This is a genomic window from Microbacterium sp. C23T, assembly GCF_053345975.1.
This window is the reverse complement of sequence record NZ_JBKFBD010000011.1, coordinates 72,854-92,947: the sequence shown is the minus strand read 5'-3', so window position 1 is coordinate 92,947 and position 20,094 is coordinate 72,854. Positions and strand designations below refer to the sequence as shown.

The 20,094-nt window shown below is 70.8% G+C and carries 20 protein-coding genes and 1 tRNA gene; 18 read left to right on the top strand and 3 right to left on the bottom strand.

Annotation, left to right across the window (positions count from 1 at the left end):
• The first annotated feature begins 4 nt into the window (after positions 1–4).
• Genes ileS through ndk form a run of 4 tightly spaced genes read left to right on the top strand, consistent with a single transcriptional unit; the run spans position 5 to position 5,595 of the window.
• The gene (ileS, locus tag ACLBXX_RS08125; RefSeq protein ID WP_447657616.1) at positions 5–3,388 is read left to right on the top strand and encodes an isoleucine--tRNA ligase; all 3,384 of its coding nucleotides are present in this window, start codon (positions 5–7) and stop codon (positions 3,386–3,388) included.
• Positions 3,385–4,743 (top strand): bifunctional folylpolyglutamate synthase/dihydrofolate synthase, encoded by a 1,359-nt coding sequence (locus ACLBXX_RS08120; RefSeq protein WP_447657615.1) that lies wholly within the window; start codon positions 3,385–3,387, stop codon positions 4,741–4,743. The genes ileS and ACLBXX_RS08120 overlap by 4 nt, the downstream gene beginning before the upstream one ends.
• A complete protein-coding gene (locus ACLBXX_RS08115) occupies positions 4,731–5,141 on the top strand; it encodes a DUF4233 domain-containing protein (protein WP_447657614.1) in 411 nt (136 codons plus the stop codon). Before ACLBXX_RS08120 ends, ACLBXX_RS08115 begins: the two co-directional genes overlap by 13 nt.
• A gap of 37 nt (positions 5,142–5,178) precedes the next feature.
• Positions 5,179–5,595 carry a nucleoside-diphosphate kinase gene (gene ndk / locus ACLBXX_RS08110; protein ID WP_116193233.1) on the top strand — a complete coding sequence of 139 codons (417 nt, stop codon included), beginning with the start codon at positions 5,179–5,181 and terminating at the stop codon, positions 5,593–5,595.
• Between the two features lie 36 nt (positions 5,596–5,631).
• On the opposite strand, the gene ACLBXX_RS08105 is transcribed toward ndk, so the two are convergent.
• Positions 5,632–6,255: a vitamin K epoxide reductase family protein gene (locus ACLBXX_RS08105; RefSeq protein WP_447657613.1), complete on the bottom strand. Its 624-nt coding sequence runs from the start codon at positions 6,253–6,255 to the stop codon at positions 5,632–5,634.
• Positions 6,256–6,599: 344 nt separating this feature from the next.
• Here ACLBXX_RS08105 and ACLBXX_RS08100 point away from each other — a divergent pair, with 344 nt between their 5' ends.
• Positions 6,600–8,999, top strand: coding sequence for an Rne/Rng family ribonuclease (locus ACLBXX_RS08100; protein WP_447657612.1), 2,400 nt, complete (start codon positions 6,600–6,602; stop codon positions 8,997–8,999).
• Positions 9,000–9,100: 101 nt separating this feature from the next.
• Positions 9,101–10,195, top strand: coding sequence for a glycosyltransferase (locus ACLBXX_RS08095; protein ID WP_447657611.1), 1,095 nt, complete (start codon positions 9,101–9,103; stop codon positions 10,193–10,195).
• Between the two features lies 1 nt (position 10,196).
• Here the strand turns inward: ACLBXX_RS08095 and ACLBXX_RS08090 are convergent, their stop codons facing one another.
• The gene (locus ACLBXX_RS08090) at positions 10,197–10,463 is read right to left on the bottom strand and encodes a DUF4031 domain-containing protein (RefSeq protein WP_045302741.1); all 267 of its coding nucleotides are present in this window, start codon (positions 10,461–10,463) and stop codon (positions 10,197–10,199) included.
• A gap of 163 nt (positions 10,464–10,626) precedes the next feature.
• On the opposite strand from ACLBXX_RS08090, the gene rplU reads away from it, so the two are divergent.
• The 10 genes from rplU (at position 10,627) to ACLBXX_RS08040 (ending at position 17,541) form a co-directional block, all read left to right on the top strand.
• Positions 10,627–10,935 carry a 50S ribosomal protein L21 gene (gene rplU, locus ACLBXX_RS08085; protein ID WP_026059456.1) on the top strand — a complete coding sequence of 103 codons (309 nt, stop codon included), beginning with the start codon at positions 10,627–10,629 and terminating at the stop codon, positions 10,933–10,935.
• 19 nt (positions 10,936–10,954) lie between these two features.
• Positions 10,955–11,212, top strand: coding sequence for a 50S ribosomal protein L27 (rpmA, locus tag ACLBXX_RS08080; RefSeq protein WP_045302739.1), 258 nt, complete (start codon positions 10,955–10,957; stop codon positions 11,210–11,212).
• A gap of 105 nt (positions 11,213–11,317) precedes the next feature.
• Positions 11,318–12,826 (top strand): GTPase ObgE, encoded by a 1,509-nt coding sequence (gene obgE, locus ACLBXX_RS08075; RefSeq protein WP_447657610.1) that lies wholly within the window; start codon positions 11,318–11,320, stop codon positions 12,824–12,826.
• Positions 12,823–13,665 (top strand): glutamate 5-kinase, encoded by an 843-nt coding sequence (gene proB / locus ACLBXX_RS08070; RefSeq protein WP_447657609.1) that lies wholly within the window; start codon positions 12,823–12,825, stop codon positions 13,663–13,665. The genes obgE and proB overlap by 4 nt, the downstream gene beginning before the upstream one ends.
• Positions 13,662–14,921, top strand: a complete 1,260-nt coding sequence (locus ACLBXX_RS08065) for a glutamate-5-semialdehyde dehydrogenase (RefSeq protein WP_447657608.1) — start codon at positions 13,662–13,664, stop codon at positions 14,919–14,921. The genes proB and ACLBXX_RS08065 overlap by 4 nt, the downstream gene beginning before the upstream one ends.
• A 54-nt stretch (positions 14,922–14,975) precedes the next feature.
• Positions 14,976–15,200, top strand: a complete 225-nt coding sequence (locus tag ACLBXX_RS08060) for a hypothetical protein (protein WP_056367436.1) — start codon at positions 14,976–14,978, stop codon at positions 15,198–15,200.
• Positions 15,201–15,209: 9 nt separating this feature from the next.
• Entirely contained in the window at positions 15,210–15,806 is a 597-nt protein-coding gene (gene nadD, locus ACLBXX_RS08055) for a nicotinate-nucleotide adenylyltransferase (RefSeq protein WP_310291056.1), read from the top strand.
• Entirely contained in the window at positions 15,803–17,017 is a 1,215-nt protein-coding gene (locus ACLBXX_RS08050; RefSeq protein WP_447657607.1) for a hypothetical protein, read from the top strand. Before nadD ends, ACLBXX_RS08050 begins: the two co-directional genes overlap by 4 nt.
• Positions 17,017–17,397, top strand: coding sequence for a ribosome silencing factor (gene rsfS, locus ACLBXX_RS08045; protein WP_447657606.1), 381 nt, complete (start codon positions 17,017–17,019; stop codon positions 17,395–17,397). The genes ACLBXX_RS08050 and rsfS overlap by 1 nt, the downstream gene beginning before the upstream one ends.
• 71 nt (positions 17,398–17,468) lie before the next feature.
• A tRNA-Ala gene (locus ACLBXX_RS08040) sits at positions 17,469–17,541 on the top strand.
• Between the two features lie 61 nt (positions 17,542–17,602).
• On the opposite strand, the gene ACLBXX_RS08035 is transcribed toward ACLBXX_RS08040, so the two are convergent.
• Positions 17,603–18,247 carry a M15 family metallopeptidase gene (locus ACLBXX_RS08035; RefSeq protein WP_447657605.1) on the bottom strand — a complete coding sequence of 215 codons (645 nt, stop codon included), beginning with the start codon at positions 18,245–18,247 and terminating at the stop codon, positions 17,603–17,605.
• An 87-nt stretch (positions 18,248–18,334) separates the two neighbouring features.
• Here ACLBXX_RS08035 and ACLBXX_RS08030 point away from each other — a divergent pair, with 87 nt between their 5' ends.
• Together ACLBXX_RS08030 and ACLBXX_RS08025 are read left to right on the top strand one after the other, a co-directional pair.
• Entirely contained in the window at positions 18,335–19,015 is a 681-nt protein-coding gene (locus tag ACLBXX_RS08030; protein WP_447657604.1) for a response regulator transcription factor, read from the top strand.
• Between the two features lie 10 nt (positions 19,016–19,025).
• Positions 19,026–20,093, top strand: coding sequence for a sensor histidine kinase (locus tag ACLBXX_RS08025; RefSeq protein ID WP_447657603.1), 1,068 nt, complete (start codon positions 19,026–19,028; stop codon positions 20,091–20,093).
• The last annotated feature ends 1 nt before the right edge of the window (position 20,094 follow it).

Below are 20,094 nucleotides of genomic sequence, written 5' to 3'. Positions count from 1 at the left end.
GAAGATGACCTACCCCCGACCCTCCGCCTTCGGGCCCGCGGCCGACGCCGCGCCGGCCGCCGTCGTTCCGAGCCCTCGCTTCCCCGAGATCGAGCAGCAGACGCTCGCGTTCTGGGAGGCCGACCGCACCTTCCGTGCTTCGATCGATCAGCGCGACGGCGCCGAGGAATGGGTCTTCTACGACGGCCCGCCCTTCGCGAACGGGCTGCCGCACTACGGCCACCTCCTGACCGGTTACGCGAAGGACGTCTTCCCGCGCTTCCAGACGATGCGCGGCAAGAAGGTCGATCGCGTCTTCGGCTGGGACACCCACGGCCTCCCGGCCGAGCTCGAGGCGATGAAGCAGCTCGGCATCACGGAGAAGAGCGAGATCGAGGCGATGGGCATCGCCACGTTCAACGCCAAGTCGCGCGAGTCCGTCCTCGCCTACACGCGCGAGTGGGAGGACTACGTCACGCGCCAGGCGCGCTGGGTCGACTTCGAGCGCGGGTACAAGACGCTCGACCTCACGTACATGGAATCCGTGCTGTGGGCGTTCAAGACGATCTACGACAAGGGCCTCGCCTACGAGGGGCACCGCGTCCTGCCGTACTGCTGGCGCGACGAGACGCCGCTGTCGGCCCACGAGCTGCGCATGGACGACGACGTCTACAAGATGCGCCAGGACCCGTCGGTCACGATCACGTTCCCCCTCACGGGCGTGAAGGCGGAAGCTCTCGGGCTGACCGGCGTGCGCGCCCTCGCGTGGACGACGACCCCGTGGACCCTGCCCACGAACCTCGCCCTCGCGGTGGGGCCCGACATCCGTTACGCCGTCGTTCCCGGCGGTCCCCTCGGGGCGGCCGACGTCCCGGCGGGAGACGACCCCGAGGGCGCGACCGCACACCGGTACCTCCTCGCCGAGGATCTGCTCGCGGGCTACGCGAAGGACCTCGGGTACGCCTCCGTCGAGGCCGCACGCGAGGCCGTCGAGCAGACGGTGCTGGGCGCCGACCTCGAGAACGTCACGTACGACCGCCTCTTCGATTACTACGCGGATGCCTCGATCTGGGGCACGCAGACCGCATGGCGCCTCCTCGTCGACGACTACGTGACGACGGGCGACGGCACGGGCATCGTCCACCAGGCACCGGCCTTCGGTGAGGACGACCAGCGCGTGACCGAGGCCGCCGGCATCCCGCTCATCATGAGCCTGGACGACGGCGGACGCTTCCTCCCGCAGGTGACGGATGTCGCCGGCGAACTGTGGATGGACGCGAACCGTCCGCTCATCCGCCTGCTCAAGCAGGAGGGGCGCCTGCTGCGCGAGGCGAGCTACGAGCACTCGTACCCGCATTGCTGGCGCTGCCGGAACCCCCTCATCTACCGGGCGGTGTCGAGCTGGTTCGTGCGCGTCACCGACATCAAGGACCGCATGCTCGCGGGCAACGAGCAGATCACGTGGGTGCCGGAGAACGTCAAGCACGGCCAGTTCGGCAAGTGGCTCGACGGCGCACGTGACTGGTCGATCAGCCGCAACCGGTACTGGGGCTCGCCGATCCCGGTGTGGAAGAGCGACGACCCGGGGCACCCGCGCGTCGACGTCTACGGGTCGCTGGAGGAGCTCGAGCGTGACTTCGGGCGTCTCCCGACGAACGCGGACGGCGAGGTCGACCTGCACCGTCCGTACATCGACGACCTCACGCGCCCGAACCCGGACGACCCGACCGGCAAGAGCACGATGCGCCGGATCGAGGACGTGTTCGACGTCTGGTTCGACTCGGGGTCGATGCCGTACGCGCAGGTGCACTACCCGTTCGAGAACCAGCAGTGGTTCGACGAGCACTCGCCGGCCGACTTCATCGTCGAGTACATCGGGCAGACGCGCGGCTGGTTCTACGTGATGCACGTGCTCTCGACGGCGCTGTTCGACCGCCCGGCGTTCACCGGTGTGTCGTGCCACGGCATCGTCCTGGGCAGCGACGGGCTCAAGATGTCGAAGTCGCTGCGCAACTATCCCGACGTCAGCGAGGTGTTCGACCGCGACGGGTCCGACGCGATGCGCTGGTTCCTGATGTCGAGCTCGGTGCTGCGCGGCGGCAACCTCGTCGTGACCGAGGAGGGCATCCGCGCGGGCGTGCGGGAGTTCCTGCTCCCGCTGTGGAACGCGTGGTACTTCTTCGCGACGTATGCGAACGCCGCGGGCGGCGCCGGTGGCGAGGGCTACCAGGCCTCGTGGCGCACCGACTCGACGGATGTGCTCGACCGCTACATCCTGGCGCTCACCGGTGACCTCGTGCGCGAGGTCGCCGCCGATCTCGAGGTGCTCGATTCGACGCTCGCCGCGGCAAAGGTCCGCGACTTCGCCGAGGCGCTGACCAACTGGTACATCCGCCGCTCGCGAGACCGGTTCTGGGTGGGCGTCTCCGAGGACCCGACCAGTCGCGAGGCGTTCGACACGCTCTACACCGTGCTCGAGACGCTCACGCGCGTCGCCGCCCCGCTCATCCCGCTGGTCTCCGAGAAGATCTGGCAGGGCCTGACCGGCGGACGCAGCGTCCACCTGCAGGACTGGCCCGACGCCGACGCCTTCCCCGCGGCGGACGACATCCGCACCGCGATGGACGCCGTCCGCGAGGCATCCAGCGTCGCCAACGCCTTGCGCAAGAAGGAGGGCCGTCGCGTGCGCCTGCCGCTTCCCACCCTGACGGTGGCGGTTCCGGATGCTGCGTCCCTCGCGCAGTTCGACGGCATCCTGCGCGACGAGCTCAACGTGAAGTCGGTCGAGCTCATCGAGCTCGGCGACGACGTCTCGGAGCGCTACGGCATCAGCAAGCGACTCAGCGTGAACGCGCGCGCCGCGGGCCCGCGCCTGGGCAAGCAGGTCCAGCACGTGATCTCTGGCGCGAAGGCGGGCGTGTGGGAGGAGCGCGACGGTGTCGTGGTCGTCGACGGCATCGCCCTGGAGCCGGGGGAGTACGACCTCACACTCGAGGCCGGCGGCGTCGCCGACGGCACGGCGATCGCCCTTCTCGCGGGCGACGGCTTCGTCCTGCTCGACACGACGACGACGCCCGAGCTCGAGGCGGAGGGCCTGGCCCGCGACGTGATCCGCGCCGTGCAGGACACCCGCAAGGCGGCCGGGTTCGACGTGAGCGACCGCATCCGCCTCGGTCTCGTGTTCGACGACGAGGCCGACGGCGAGGCGGTCTCCGCAGCCTTCGACATCGCCGACGTGGCAGGCGAGACGCTCGCGCTCGCCCACAGCGTGCGCACGCGGACGGCCGAGCTCGCAGCATCCGGTGATTCCGGGACACCCATCGAGTTCGAGGCGGTGGTCGACGCGGGAACCTATGCCAACCGCGGCGCCTTCACCGTCTCGGTCGGCCGGACGGAGGCCACAGCATGAGCGATCGCGACCGCAAGCGCGCCGACGCCGTCTACGAGGCGCTCCTCGAGCGCCAGGGGGAGCGGTGGGTGCAGCCGCGCGTCGAGCGCACGCGGCGCGTGCTCGAGCTGCTCGACGATCCCCAGAAGACGTACCGCGTCGTCCACGTCACCGGAACCAACGGCAAGACGTCGACCAGCCGGATGATCGAGACCCTCGTGCGCGCGCACGGCCTGCGCACGGGCCTGTTCACCAGTCCCCACCTCGAGCGGTTCACCGAGCGGATCATGGTCGACGGCGAGCCGATCGACGATGCCGCGATCGCCGACGCGTGGGACGAGATCGCACCGTTCGTGGACCTGGTGGATGCGGAGCTCGCCGCCGCCGACGACGCGCCTCTCACGTTCTTCGAGCTGCTGACGGTGCTCGCGTTCGTCGCGTTCGCCGACGCGCCGATCGACGTGCTCGTGCTCGAGGTCGGCATGGGCGGGTCGTGGGACTCCACGAACACCGCCGACGGCGACGTCGCGGTGTTCGCGCCCATCGACCTCGACCACGCGGACCGGCTCGGCGACACGATCGCCGAGATCGCGAGCGTCAAGGCGGGGATCATCAAGGACGGCGCAGCCGTCGTGTCGGCCCGGCAGGATGCCGCCGCCGAGGCGGTGCTGCGCGAAGCCGCGGCCGCCCACGGCGCCACGATCGCCTTCGAAGGCTCCGAGTTCGCGCTCGCCCAGCAGCGCCTCGCGGTCGGCGGGCAGCAGATCACCGTGCGCGGCCTCGCCGGCACCTACGAGGACGAATACCTGCCGCTGTACGGCGCCCACCAGGGCTTCAACGCGGCGCTCGCGATCGCGGCGGTCGAGTCGCTCGTCGGAGGAGCGTCGCAGCCGATCGCCGGCGACGTGCTGGCGGAAGGCCTCGGGGGAGTGACGTCGCCCGGACGGCTCCAGCTCGTCGGTGCGGCCCCGACCGTGCTGGTCGACGCGGCGCACAATCCGCATGGCGCCCGCGCCCTCGTCACCGCGCTGCGCGAGGCGTTCGACTTCGACGAATGGGGTGTGGTGCTGGGCGTGCTCTCCGACAAGGATGCCGCCGGCATCGTGTCCGAGATCGCCCCGGTCGCCGCCCACGTGTTCGCCACCGCCCCCGACTCGGAGCGGGCCGAGGACGCGGATGCCATCGCCGACCTCGCTGAGGCGCACGATCTGCGCGTCTCCGTTCACCGCGACCTCGCCGATGCCGCGGAGGCGGCGCGCGCGTGGGCCTCAGCATCCGATCGGCGTGCCGTCGTGATCGCGGGGTCGGTCGTGCTCGCGGGGGAGGCCCTCGCCCTCGCGGCGGACGAGGACTGGAAGTCCGGGTGGAACGCGTGACCGACGAGAAGCGGCCGAAGCCCCGGCGCCCCCGCGGTGCGGCGGAGTCGCTCGCGACGATCGTGCTCGGCTTCGAGTCGATCGTCGTGTTCCTCGGCGGCCTGGTCGTCTACGGTCTGAAGGCGCTTCCCGCGTCGATCGCGCCGTGGTGGGGCATCGTCGCCGGGGCAGGACTGGCCGTGCTGATGATCCTCACGACGCGGGTCGTGCGCTACCGGTGGGGCATCGTGCTCGGCTGGGTGCTGCAGGTCTTCGTCCTGCTGGGCGCCTTCCTCGTGCCGGCACTCGCCATCGTCGCGCTCATTTTCGGCGGCATGTACGGGTATGCGACGATCAAGGGGGCCGCTCTCGACCGGCGCAACGCGCGCCTCGCGGCCCGATCTCCTGAAGAGCACTGACTCCTCCCCACGCCTGATCAGCAACGAAAGGTCCCGCATGCCCATCGAAGAGACCCTCGTCCTCGTCAAGCCCGACGGCGTCGCCCGCGGCCTCACCGGCGCGATCCTCGCCCGCATCGAGGCGAAGGGGTACGCCCTCGTCGACATCCGCCTCGTCGAGCCCGACCGTGAGACGCTCGAGCGCCACTATGCCGAGCACGAGGGCAAGCCCTTCTACGAGCCGCTGCTCGAGTTCATGATGTCGGGCCCGTCGGTCGCGATCCGCCTCGCCGGCAACCGCGTGATCGAGGGCTTCCGCTCGCTCGCGGGCACCACCGACCCGACGACGGCCGCGCCCGGCACGGTCCGCGGCGACTACGGCCGCGACTGGGGCCTGAAGGTGCAGCAGAACCTCGTGCACGGCTCCGACAGCCCCGAGTCCGCCGCGCGCGAACTCGAGATCTGGTTCGGCTGATCGCCCGATCGGCTGACCCTGGACGCGCCTCCGGGGTCAGCCGAACAGCGTCTGCCAGATGTTGACGACGGCGTTCATCTCGAGCTGCGCCAGCAGCAGGATGATCGCGTAGCTCACGATCGCCGCCAGCGGCACCCACACCATCAGCCGGTCGGCGACGTCGCGCACCCGGTCGGATGCCGGGACGAGGCCGGCGCGGAGCATGTGGAGCGTCACCGCGTAGAACGTCGGGATCGTGACCGCCCAGGTCACCATGCACCACGGGCACAGCGTGTGCAGATTGGGCGCGTAGATGCTCTGGCTGATCAGCCAGAGCACGAACCCGAACGCGAAGGCGATGCCGGCCCAGAAGCACCACCAGAACCACCGCGCGAACCGGGCCCGCGCGAGAAGAGCCATGCCGACCACGATCGGGGCCACCCAGCCGGTGAGCCCGAGGATCGGATTCGGGAAACCGAACGCGCTGCCCTGCCACGACTCGAGGTTCGCGCTGCACTGCACCAGCACGCTCAGGTCGCACGACGCGATCGCGTCGGGGTTCGCGAGCTTCTCCAGCTTCTCGACCGTCAGAGAGAACGCCGCCCACCAGCCGATCACACCCGCGATGACGAGCCATACGGCGAGTCCGGTCGGGCGGGTGTGGGTCTGCTGCTCGGGCATGCCTCGGATTATGACATCGAGTTCTGCACGGATGCCGCACCCCGGCGCCGTGGCAAATCGCCGATCCGCGGCGTGGGGAAGGCGCAGTCGCCGGGCGAATGGGCATTCTGGCGGTGTAAGTGCGATAATGGGGGGCGATGACTCACGGCCGCGCCGTGACGATCATCACCAGAAGACTTCAGGGCGACGAATGCCCTTGGCAGCGCGAGCATCCGCCTAGCGCCGGACGACCGCTGCAGACCGAGTGAGTTCGCGGCACCGCCCCGTCCAGAGGGGCATGGGCGGCGCTGCACGAGATTTCGCCGGGCGACGCGCGGTGTCGCCCCGCTAGGAGTACGCCAGTGATGGCTGATGGAACCGATGCAGAATTCCCCCCTCAGACCGAACCGGACGCGCCGCTGACCACAGCGGGCGACGAGGCGACACCCGCGGTGGACGCGGACTCGCCGGTCGAGGAGCCGCAGGAGACCGCCGAGGTCCCCGCGCAGACCGAGGAGAGCCCGGCCGAGGCGACCGAGCCGGCCGCAGAGGCTGAGCCGGCCGCAGAGGCGGCGGCTGAGCCCGAGAGCGAGCCCGCGGCCGAGGCACCGACCGACGGCGATGCCGAAGCTCCGTCCGCCCCCGAGGCGGCCGCCGAGCCGGAAGCTCCCGCCGAGGCCGAAGCGCCCGTCGAGCCGGAAGCACCGGCCGAGCCGGAAGCCGTGACCGCGGTGACCCTGGGGCTTCTCCCCGAGGTGTTCGTGTCGGCCGTGTCGACGCAGCTCATGTTCTACGCGCCCGAGATCGCGCCGCTTCCGGCACGTCCGGGCCGTCAGCAGGCCGAGCCGGAGCCCGAGGCCGCAGCGTCGTCAAGCACCTCGCGTCGCCGCAGCCGTCGTCGCGGCGAGGGCCGGGACGAGGCGTCCACGCCTTCCGAGCCGTCGCAGCCGCGTCAGCGCGCCGTCGAGCTCATCACCGAGCCGCAGCGCATCAAGGGCTCGACGCGTCTCGAGGCCAAGAAGCAGCGCCGCCGCGACGGCCGCGAGGCAGGTCGCCGTCGTGCGGTCGTGACCGAGGCGGAGTTCCTCGCCCGTCGTGAGGCCGTCGACCGCGACATGATCGTGCGCTCGCGCAACGGCCGCATCCAGATCGCCGTGCTCGAGGACAACGTGCTCGTCGAGCACTACGTCGCCCGCAACCAGGACGCGTCGCTCATCGGCAACGTGTACCTCGGTCGCGTCCAGAACGTGCTGCCGAGCATGGAGGCCGCGTTCGTCGACATCGGCCGCGGCCGCAACGCCGTGCTGTACTCCGGCGAGGTCGACTGGGACGCCGTCGAGACCGGCAACCAGCCCCGCCGGATCGAGCTCGCGCTCAAGACCGGCGACCGCGTGCTCGTCCAGGTCACGAAGGACCCGGTCGGACACAAGGGTGCCCGCCTCACGAGCCAGATCTCGCTCCCCGGTCGCTACCTCGTGTACGTGCCGGGCGGCAACATGAACGGCATCTCGCGCAAGCTGCCCGACACCGAGCGCGCGCGCCTCAAGAAGATCCTCAAGGAGGTGCTGCCCGAGTCGTCGGGCGTCATCGTGCGCACCGCCGCCGAGGGCGCCACCGAGGACCAGCTGACGCGCGATGTGCAGCGCCTCACCAATCAGTGGGAGCACATCTCGAAGCAGATCGAGACGATCCAGGCGCCGGCGCTGCTGCACTCGGAGCCCGACCTCCTCGTCAAGATCGTCCGCGACGTCTTCAACGAGGACTTCTCGAAGATGCTCATCCAGGGCGACGACGCGCACCACACCATCTCGAAGTACCTCGAGTCCGTGGCGCCCGACCTGCTCGAGCGCGTCGAGCGGTATGAGGGCGAGCACGACCCGTTCGACGTGTTCCGCGTCACCGAGCAGATCGAGAAGGCTCTCGACCGCAAGGTGTGGCTGCCCTCCGGCGGCTCGCTGGTCATCGACCGCACCGAGGCGATGACGGTCGTCGACGTCAACACCGGCAAGTTCGTCGGCTCGGGCGGGAACCTCGAAGAGACCGTCACGAAGAACAACCTCGAGGCCGCGGAGGAGATCGTCCGCCAGCTGCGCCTGCGCGACATCGGCGGGATCATCGTCGTCGACTTCATCGACATGGTGCTCGAGTCCAACCGTGATCTCGTGCTGCGCCGTCTCGTCGAGTGCCTGAGCCGCGACCGGACGAAGCACCAGGTCGCCGAAGTCACCTCGCTCGGTCTCGTGCAGATGACGCGCAAGAAGCTCGGACTGGGTCTCCTGGAGACGTTCAGCGAGGCGTGCGAGGTCTGCGCGGGGCGCGGCCTGATCGTGCACCACGACCCGGTCGTCAAGCACCGCGTGCCCGCCGCGAGCGGTGCGCCGTCGTCCGGCCGTCGCCCGCGGGGCGGCGCACAGGCTCCCGCGACCGGCGGCGGCTCGAACGGCACGCACGTGATCACGGAGGGCGTGAAGTCGGCGCTCGCGCAGATCGCGGCATCCACGATCCACCACAGCGAAGAGGCGCCGCACGTCGAGGCGGCCCCCGTCGTCGAGCAGGCTCCGGCCGAGCGCCCGAAGAAGCCGCGCAAGAAGCGTCAGGATTCCGGTGCGAAGAAGGAGAACCGCACCGAGAAGGACCTCCTCCTCGACTCGGTGCTCAACGCCCTTCCCGAGCCCAAGGCGCCGGGGCAGGGCCGCGCGCGTCGTCGGGTGACGACCGCGGCTCTCACGGGCACCCCGGTGCCCCACACGCCGTCGGAGGACTGAGCGTCTCGCGCCGTCCCGGCCCCGGCCGGGACGGCGCCCCTCTGTCGGCCCACGCACCCCCTCGATAGGCTGATTCCCGGGAGCTGGGGAACGGGGGCGCGATGGCGCGCTACGTGTTCGTGACGTGGGACGGCGGCGGCAACCGCATGCCCACCATCACCATCGCGCGTGCGCTCGTGGAGCGCGGGCACGACGTCCGCGTCCTCGGCCACGACTCCCAGGCGAGCGCCTACCGCGCTGCAGGCCTGCCCTTCACCGCGTTCGCGAGCGCACCGGGCTTCGTGCTGGATCCACGCCCCGCAGGCCTCTTCAGACTGTTCACCGACACCGGCCTCGCCGACGACACCGTGGCGCTGCTCGCGGCGTTCCCCGCCGACGTCGTGGTGGTCGACTGCACGCTGTTCGCCGTGATGGACGTCCTCGATCGGATGGATCAGCGCATCGTGGTGCTCGAGCACACGCTGCACGACTTCCTGGCCTCGGGCGCGCGGGTGGCGGGATCGGTGCTGTGGACGCGGGGGATACGGGTGCAGGCGCCGCGCCGACGCGCGGCACCGATCCTCGTGGCATCCGTACCCGGGTTCGGGCTGCCGTTCCCTGCCCAAGATGCGCTGTCAGCCGCGCCGGGCGGGGTCGTGTACACGGGAGCGATGACGCGCGCCGTCGCCGCACAACCCTCCGCACCGACGGTCGTGCTGAGCCTCAGCACCTTCCGGTTCGCCGAGCTCGTCGCGACCTGGCAGCGGCTGCTCGACGCCGTCGACGGCCTCGACGTGCGGGTGATCGCCACCCTCGGCCCGGCTGTCACGGCGGGGGAGATGCGGGTGCCCCGCGGCATCGAAGTGCACGAATGGATGCCGCACGACGAGCTCTTCCCGGACGCCTCCCTCGTGGTGGGTCACGGCGGACACGGCACCACCCTCGCCGCGCTGGCCCATGGCGTGCCGGTGCTCACGCTGCCCCTCGAGCCGACCTCCGACCAGCCGCGCATCGGCCGCGCGGTGGCCCGCGCAGGCGTGGGAGCGACGATGTCGCGGCGGACGGACCCCGCCACGATCCGTCGCGCCATCCGGCGGACGCTGGCCGATGGTCCCACCCGCGTGCGCGCGCAGCGGCTCGGCGACGCGATCCGTGCCTTCGACGGCCCCGGCCGCGCGGCCGACGTCCTCGAGCTGTCGGCGGCCGCGGCCCGGTGAGTCAGCGGCGGTCGCGCCCCCGCACACGAAGACCGGATGCGATGAGGCGCCGCACCAGCTCGTGACCGCTCACGTGCTGCGCGCCGGCCGCGACCAGACGGGCGTGCGCCTCTTCGGGCACGTCGTAGTGGTCCAGGTCGAAGCCGCGCGCAGGGATGCCGTTCGCGGCGGCGAAGGCGTGAAGCTCGGCGAGGTCGGTATCGGTCACCAGATGCGCCCACAGCCGACCGTGCGCCGGCCACAGAGGATCGTCGATGAGGATCGCCACGTCCAGATCCTACGCACCCGATCCCGCGACACGGCCCGGCGCGCTTTCGCGGACTGTTCCGGCATCTGATAAAGTAGACCCTTGGTGCGTCGAGATATCCGCACCAAGTCTTCGTTGACGTCCCCGAGTGCGTGCGCGCGCTCCCAGAAGAAACAGGTGTGAAGTGGTTTACGCAGTTGTGCGCGCCGGCGGCCGGCAGGAGAAGGTCGAGGTCGGCACGATCGTCGTCCTCGACCGTCAGGCGGCGAAGATCGGCGACAAGATCGAGCTCCCCGCGGTGCTCTTCGTCGACGGTGACACCGTCACGACCGACGCCGACAAGCTCGCGAAGGTCACCGTGACCGCCGAGGTGCTCGGCGAGGAGCGCGGCCCCAAGATCGTGATCCAGAAGTTCAAGAACAAGACCGGTTACAAGAAGCGCCAGGGGCACCGTCAGGACCTCACGCGCGTTAAGGTCACCGGCATCAAGTAAAGCCACAGGAGACGCAGAGATGGCACACAAAAAGGGCGCAAGCTCCACCCGTAACGGTCGTGACTCCAACGCTCAGCGCCTCGGCGTGAAGCGCTTCGGTGGCCAGGCCGTCAACGCCGGCGAGATCCTCGTCCGCCAGCGCGGCACGCACTTCCACCCCGGCGCCAACGTCGGCCGCGGTGGCGACGACACGCTGTTCGCACTGGCTGCGGGCTCGGTCGAGTTCGGTCAGAAGGGCGGCCGCAAGGTCGTCAACATCGTGGCGGTCGCGGAGTAATCCAGCGAGTCTCACAGACTTCAGGAAGGGGCGGGCTTCGGCTCGCCCTTTCCCTTTATCCCCTTCCCGGCACACCGGGGAGCATCCAGACCTGAGGGGGACCGTATGGTCACGTTCGTCGACCGGGTGACACTGCACCTGCGTGCCGGCAAGGGCGGCAACGGCTGCGTGTCTGTCAAGCGCGAGAAGTTCAAGCCGCTGGCCGGCCCCGACGGCGGCAACGGCGGCCACGGCGGCGACGTCGTGCTCGTGGCCGACCCGCAGGTCACGACGCTGCTGTCGTACCACCACTCGCCGCACCGCTCCAGCGGCAACGGCGGCTTCGGCATGGGCGACCACCGATCGGGTGCCGCTGGCGAGCCGCTCGAGCTGCCCGTCCCCGTCGGCACCGTCGTCAAGGACACCTCCGGCGACGTGATCGTCGACATGATCGAGCCGGGCATGCGCTTCGTCGCCGCCCCGGGCGGTCTCGGCGGGCTCGGCAACGCCGCCCTCGCCAACCCCAAGCGCAAGGCGCCGGGCTTCGCACTGCTCGGCACGCCCGGCTGGGAGGGCGATGTCCTCCTCGAGCTGAAGACCGTCGCCGACGTCGCGCTCGTCGGCTTCCCGTCGGCGGGCAAGTCGAGCCTCATCGCCGCGGTCTCCGCCGCACGGCCCAAGATCGCCGAGTACCCGTTCACCACGCTCCACCCGAACCTCGGGGTCGTTCAGGCGGGGGAGCAGCGCTTCACCGTCGCCGACGTGCCGGGGCTCATCGAGGGCGCCAGCGAGGGAAAGGGCCTGGGGCTGGAGTTCCTCCGCCACGTCGAGCGCTGCACGGCGCTCGTCCACGTCCTCGACTGCGCGACGCTCGAGCCGGGCCGCGACCCGCTCACCGACCTCGACGTCATCCTCGCCGAGCTCGCCGCCTACCCCGTGCCCGACGGGCAGCTGCCGCTGCTCGATCGCCCGCAACTGGTGGTGCTCAACAAGGTCGACGTCCCCGAGGCGAAGGACCTCGCGGACCTCGTCCGCCCCGATCTGGAGGCGCGCGGCTTCCGCGTGTTCGAGATCTCGACCGTGAGCCACGAAGGACTGCGTCAGCTCACCTTCGCGCTCGGCGACATCGTCGCGAAGCACCGCGCCGAGCAGGCGGCGGCTCCCGCGCCCGAGCGCATCGTCATCCGGCCGAGGGGCTCGGAGAAGGACTTCTCGGTCCGCGTCGAAGGCGGCACTTACGGCAACATCTACCGCATCCTGGGCGACAAGCCGCTCAAGTGGGTGCAGCAGACCGACTTCCAGAACGAGGAGGCCGTCGGCTACCTGGGTGACCGCCTCGAGAAGCTGGGCGTCGAGGTCGAGCTGTTCCGCGCCGGCGCGACCCCCGGGGCCACCGTCGTGATCGGCGAGGGCGACGGCATCGTCTTCGACTGGGAGCCCTCGATCTCGTCGAACGCGGAGCTGATGACCGCCCCGCGCGGCACCGACCCGCGACTGCTGCGCGACACCCGTCGCACCACGTCGGAGCGCCGCGAGCGGTACCACGACATGATGGACGCCAAGGCCGACGCGCGCGCCGAGCTCGAGGCCGAGCGGATCGCCGAGCGCTACCGCGACCACGAGGACGACGAGTGAGCGCGCGGGAGCGCAGCGACCTCCCGCTCGCCCGACGCGTCGTCGTCAAGGTCGGATCCTCTTCGATCAGCGGCGACAACGCCCACAAGATCAAGCCGATCGTCGACGCCCTCGCAGCCGCCCACGGGCGCGGCACCGAGGTCGTGCTCGTCTCATCGGGCGCCATCGCGACAGGGATGCCGTATCTGCTCCTCGACGAGCGTCCGAGTGACCTCGCCACGCAGCAGGCCGCGGCTGCGGTGGGTCAGAATGTGCTCATCTACCGCTACCAGGAGTCGCTGCGGCCCTTCCGCATCGTCGCCGGACAGGTGCTCCTCACCGCGGGCGACCTCGAGAACGCGACCCACCGCTCCAATGCGCGGCGCGCCATGGAACGGCTTCTGGGCCTGCGCATCCTCCCGATCGTCAACGAGAACGACACCGTCGCCACGCACGAGATCCGCTTCGGCGACAACGACCGCCTTGCCGCGCTCGTCGCCCAGCTGATCGGCGCCGACGCCCTGGTGCTGCTGAGCGACATCGAGTGCCTCTACACGCGTCCGCCGGACGAGCCCGGCGCGCGGCCGATACCGCGCGTCACGTACGGTGACGACCTGCACGGGTTCGAGTTCGGCTCGGTCGTCGTCAACAGTGTGGGCACAGGGGGAGCAGCGACCAAGGTGTCCGCCGCGCGGCTGGCCGCAGCATCCGGGATCGGCGTCCTCGTCACGAGCGCGGACCTCGTCGGCGAGGCGCTGTCGGGCGACGAGATCGGCACGTGGTTCCAGCCCAACCCCGAGCCGACGGCGCCCGCCGCGACCGGTCCCGTGCGCACGGCGGTCGATACACTGGGCGGATGACCACCACCGCCACGACGGCACGCGAACGGATGCTGCTCGCCAAGGACGCGGCGCGCAGCATCGGCCTCCTCGGAGACGAAGCGAAGCGCGATGCGCTCCTCGCGATCGCCGATGCGATCGAGGCTGCGGCACCGGAGATCGTGGCAGCGAACGCGGATGACCTCCGCCGCGGAACAGAGACCGGGCTGTCGACGGCCCTGCAGGATCGGCTGCGTCTCGACGAGCCGCGCGTCGCGTCCCTCGCCGCGGCGGTGCGCGAGATCGCCGCGCTGCCCGACCCGGTGGGCCGCGTCCTCGACGAGCGCACCCTGGCGAACGGCGTCTCGCTCACCAAGGTCGCCGTCCCGTTCGGCGTGGTGGGCTCGATCTACGAGGCGCGACCCAACGTCACCGTCGACATCGCGGCCCTCGCCCTGCGGTCCGGCAACGCAGTCGTGCTCCGAGGCGGCACCGCGGCCGAGCACACGAACGCGGCGCTGGTGCGCGCGATGCGCGGCGCACTGGCAGACCGAGGGATCGACCCCGAGGCCATCCAGACGGTGGACGAGTTCGGCCGCGAAGGAGCGCGCGAGCTGATGCACGCCCGGGGTGTCGTCGACGTCCTCGTGCCGCGCGGCAGCGCGCAGCTGATCGAGACGGTCGTGACCGAGTCGTCGGTCCCGGTCATCGAGACGGGCGCGGGCGTCGTGCACATCGTCCTCGACGAGACGGCCCCCCTCGACTGGGCCCGCGACATCGTGGTGAACGCCAAGACCCAGCGGCCGAGCGTGTGCAACGCGGTCGAGACGGTCCTCGTGCATCGCGGCGCCGCCGATCGCCTGGTCGGCCCCGTCGTCGAGGCCCTGCAGCAGAGCGGCGTCACCGTCCACGGCGACGAGACCGTCGAGCGCCTGGCTGCGGGCGTCACACCCGCGACCGACGAGGACTGGGCGACCGAGTACCTGAGCCTCGATCTGGCGATGCGCGTCGTGGACGACCTCGACGACGCGCTCGCGCACATCCGCCGGTACTCGACCCACCACACGGAGTCGATCGTGACGCAGGATGCCGCCAACGAGGCGCGCTTCCTCGCCGAGGTCGACTCGGCCGTGGTGATGGCCAACACCTCGACCCGGTTCACCGACGGCGGCGAGTTCGGCTTCGGCGCCGAGGTCGGCATCTCGACCCAGAAACTGCACGCGCGCGGCCCCATGGGCCTCGCCGAACTCACGAGCTCGAAGTGGCTCGCGCGGGGTGCCGGGCAGGTCCGCGCATAACGGAATAGACTTGTCCCGTCCCGCGCCCCAGAGGCGAACCCGAACGGAGCCCGAATGACACTCGCCACGATCATCGCCTTTGCCGCCGAAGAGTCGGAGCACCACGGCAACGTCGCCCTCGAGACCGTCGGGTACGGCATCACCGCGATCGTGGTCTTCGCCGCGCTGGCGATCGTGACGCTGTCGTACCGCAACGTGGCGAACCGCCACGCGCACAAGGCCGAGGCGTACGCCAAGGCGCACGCGAACGACGTCCAGCGAGCGGGGCACGGCCACTGAGGCTGCTGGATGTCCTTGGCGACAGCCCCGAGGATCGGGGTCATGGGCGGCACCTTCGACCCCATCCATCATGGGCACCTGGTCGCCGCGAGTGAAGTGGCGCAGTGGTTCGACCTCGACGAGGTCGTCTTCGTTCCGACAGGCGAGCCCTGGCAGAAGGCCGACGTCTCGCCGAGCGAGCATCGCTATCTCATGACCGTCATCGCCACGGCATCCAACCCCCAGTTCACCGTCAGTCGCGTCGACATCGATCGCGACGGTCCCACGTACACCATCGACACGCTCCGCGATCTGAAGGCCCAGCGCCCGGACGCGGAGCTGTTCTTCATCACCGGTGCCGACGCCATAGCGCAAATTCTCAGTTGGAGGGACCATGATGAGTTGTGGGACCTCGCCCACTTCGTCGCGGTGTCCAGGCCTGGACACGTACTGAACACGGATGGCCTGCCCAGCGACGACGTCAGCCAGCTCGAGATCCCCGCCCTCGCCATCTCATCGACGGATTGCCGCGATCGAGTTCAGCGAGGACACCCCGTGTGGTACCTCGTCCCCGACGGGGTCGTCCAATACATTGCGAAGCACCATCTCTACCGGAGCAAGGAATGAGTACACCCGAGCACCCGGCGACGCCAGCCCTCACACGTAAGCAGATCCGCGAACTGCGCAACACGGGGTCCACCCCCGTGATCACGGCGACCCCAGCGGACGACGAGGCCATCGAGACCGAGGCCGCGCCCGTCGTGGCGCCCCCCGTCGACGCCGCACTGTCGACCCCGCCTCCCGCACCCATCGCCGCCGCGCCGTTCCCGCGCCCGTCCGAGCCTGCCGCCGTGGCGCCGGCGCCCGTTCCCGACTCCGCCGTGGACCTGGGCGTGTCTCCGCTCACCCGCCGCCAGGCGCGCCAGCAGGAGCGCATCCGCACCGCTTCGGTGCCCGTGATCACGCCGGAGGTCGTCGCCGCCCACGCGGCCGCCACCGGCGGCACCGCCCCGACGTTCGCGTTCCCCGTCGCCCCGCCGCCCGTGGCGCCGTTCGACGAGCCCGCGCCGTCGCTGTTCACCCCTGCCCCTGACGAGTCACCGGTGTCGACCGACAGCGGCATGCACGCGCTGTTCGGCATCGCGCGCGAGGCGGAGCCCACGCCCGCCCCCGCGCCGAGCCGGCAGCAGGCCGCGCCCGTCGCCCCCGTCCCGGTTCCCGCCTTCGCGGAACAGCCCCCGGCGCCCGAGGTCGAGGAGCGCCCGTTCGACAGCGTGTTCGGCGCCTCCGCCGACGACGAGGCCGAGGCCGAAGCGGTTCCTGCGGCGCCGAAGGCCGTCAGCCCGCTCCTCGGCGCCAGTCTGCTCGACGCCGCGCCCGCCGCCGGCGAGCCCGCGGCCGTCGAGTTCCCGCCGTCGTTCGACCAGCTGCTCACCCGCACGACCGGTGCGATCGCGATCCCCAACGCGCTCATCGTGTCGCAGGCGCCGGAGGTGGCACCCCTCGTGGCGCCCGTCACCGCCACGGGCGAGGTCATCGTCACCGGCACCTTCAACCTGCCCGAGGGCCTCGGCTCCACCGGCCACGCGAAGGGCACCGCCGACGGCAAGGAGATCGACGCCACGCTGGTCGACGGCGAGCTGCCGTCGCACTCCTCGCCGACGCCGATCGCCGCGAGCGCCGCAGTCAGCACCGCGAAGGCGCCCGGCGACGTCATCAAGCCCCCGGTGCCCGAGAAGGGCGGCAAGCTCATGATGTCGCTCGCGATCACCGCAGGCGTGCTGGCCCTCGCCCTCGTCGGCGTTCTCATCCTCGCCTTCGTGACAGGAGTCTTCTGATGGTGGCGAGCGCGCAGTCGCACGACATGGTCCAGATCGCCGCGGCCGCGGCGGACGCCAAGGGCGGCGAGGATCTCGTCGCCCTCGATGTGTCCGAGCCCCTTCCGCTCGTCGACATCTTCCTGCTCGTCACCGGACGCAGCGAGCGCAACGTCGCGGCGATCGCCGACGAGATCGAGGACAAGCTGCTCGAAGCCAGTCACAAGCGGCTGCGTCGCGAGGGCCGCGAGGAGTCGCGGTGGATCCTCATCGACTTCGGCGACCTGGTGGTGCACGTGTTCCACGAGCAGGAGCGCGTCTACTACGGCCTCGAGCGGCTGTGGAAGGACTGCCCCGTCGTGCCCATCACCCTCCCGGCCCGGGCGACCGTCGAGGAGTGATCCTGGTACGGAGCACCCCTCGGAGTGTTGTAAGCTAGACGAGTTGCCCCGCGAGAGCGGGAACAGCGTCTGGGCCTGTGGCGCAGCTGGTAGCGCACCTGCATGGCATGCAGGGGGTCAGGGGTTCGAGTCCCCTCAGGTCCACCGAAAAGGCCGCCCGATCAGGGCGGCCTTTCGTTTTGTCCGGAAGTCCCGGCACGTGCTGTCACCCGCCCATGCGCGGGTCGTGGGTCGGGTCGGCGTAGGGCGCCGGGCAGCCTCGTTCGCTCGCTTCCGGCCGCAGCTCGAAGTGCCAGGACTCGTTCCCGTAGGTCTGGCAGAGCCCGTAGGCGGCGCCATGCGCGGTCAGCCAGTCCACGGCGTCGTACGAACCGACGTCGACCGCGTCGCCCGCCACATGAGCCGAGGTGGCGGACGACGCCACCCAGCGAGCGGCCTTCTCTGCCGAGCCGTACTGAGACACAGCCTCCTGCAGCAGCCGGTCCTGGTACTCCGCGGAACGCCAGCCGCTGTTGACACGGACGACGATGTCATCGGCGGCCGCGTCGTGCGACGCGCGCTGCAGCGCCTCCCGCAGGCCGTGCGACAGACGCGCGATGCCCGGGTACGCCTCATCGAACGCCGTCGCACCGGAGGGAAGGAGCCCGTCGTCCTGGGTGACCGCGCCGTCGGGAGCCGGCGGCGCGTCGGCGAGCGACGTGTCCTCGGCGATGCCGCCCGTCGGCACCGCGGCCCACGCCGACCGGTACACCGCGACACCGGCGATCGCGAGCGCGGCGACGAGCAGCGACACGAGCACGGCGCGGCGCGCGCGCCGGGTTCTTGCAGGGACGGTTGCTGTGGGGATCATGCTCCCAGTTGACGCGCGCGCGTGTTGCGAGGGCGTATGGGGTTTCGGATACGCGGACGATACGCGCCGGCTCGTACCATCGAGGGCATGCGCGTGCTGGTGGTGGAGGATGAGCCCCTGATGGCGGAAGCGATCCGCGACGGGCTGCGCCTCGAGGCGATCGCGGCCGACATCGCGGGCGACGGCGACACCGCGCTGGAGCTGCTGAGCATCAACGGCTACGACATCGCCGTGCTCGATCGCGACATTCCCGGCCCCTCGGGCGACGAGGTGGCGGCGCACATCGTGCGCTCGGGCAGCGGCATCCCGATCCTGATGCTCACGGCCGCGGACCGTATCGACGACAAGGCGACCGGATTCGAGCTGGGCGCCGACGACTACCTCACGAAGCCGTTCGACCTGCAGGAGCTCGTGCTGCGGCTGCGGGCGCTGGATCGTCGCCGCGGTCACAGCCGGCCGCCGGTCCGCGAGCTCGCGGGGCTCCGACTGGATGCGTTCCGGCGCGAGGTCTACCGCGACGACCGCTACATCGCCGTGACGCGCAAGCAGTTCGCCGTGCTGGAGGTGCTGATGAGCGCCGAAGGCGGCGTCGTGAGCGCCGAGGAGCTGCTCGAACGCGCGTGGGACGAGAACGCCGACCCCTTCACGAATGCGGTGCGCATCACGGTCTCGGCCCTGCGCAAACGACTGGGGGAGCCCTGGGTCATCGCCACGGTCCCCGGCGTCGGCTACCGGATCGACGTCGACGACAGCGCGCCGCATGACTAGGGCGCCCGGAATGAGCGTGCGGCTCAAGCTCACCCTGAGCTACGCCGGATTCCTGATGGTGGCCGGCGGGCTGCTGCTCGCCGTGGTGTGGGTCTTCCTTCTGAGATACGTTCCGGACGGGCAGATCACCGGCCCGGGGCCCTTCGTCCCGAATCGCGGCGACCTCATCCGCGCCTTCACGCCGGCGGCCTCCTGGGCGCTGGTCTTCCTCCTCGTGTTCGGACTGCTCGGCGGCTGGATCCTCGCCGGACGGATGCTGGCGCCGCTGACGCGGATCACGGAGGCCACGCGCCTCGCCGCGAGCGGTTCGCTGTCGCATCGGATCGCTCTCCCCGGTCGCGAGGACGAGTTCCGCGAGCTGGCCGACAGCTTCGATGCGATGCTGTCGCGCCTCGAGGCGCACGTCGCCGAGCAGCGACGGTTCGCCGCGAACGCCTCGCACGAGCTGCGCACGCCGCTGGCGATCACGCAGACCCTGCTCGACGTCGCCCGCACCGACCCCGACCGGGACGTCGACGCGCTCATCGGGCGGCTCCGCGCGGTCAACACGCGCGCGATCGACCTCACCGAGGCGCTGCTGGTGCTCAGCCGGGCGGAGCAGGGCTCATTCGCCCGTGACGCGGTCGATCTGTCACTCGTCGCCGAGGAGGCCGTGGAGACGCTGCTGCCGCTCGCCGAGGCCCGAGGCGTGACCGTCCACGCGAGCGGTGTCGCCGCCTGGACCAGCGGCTCTTACGCGCTCCTGCTCCAGCTCGTGTCGAACCTGCTGCACAACGCCATCGTCCACAACCTCCCCGAGCACGGCACGGTCGACGTGATCACCTCCGCACGCGGCGACGTGGTGGAGCTCGTCGTCGAGAACACCGGCGAGGTGATCAGCCCGGCGCGAGCAGCCACCCTGGTCGAGCCGTTCCAGCGCGGCAGCGAGCGTGCCCGCACCGGCGATCACGCCGGGGTCGGGCTGGGACTCGCGATCGTCCGGAGCATCGCGGAGGCCCACGGCGGGACGCTCGCGCTCATGGCCCTGCCGGAAGGAGGCCTGCGCGTCACGGTGCGGCTCGGCGCACAGCATCCGTGAT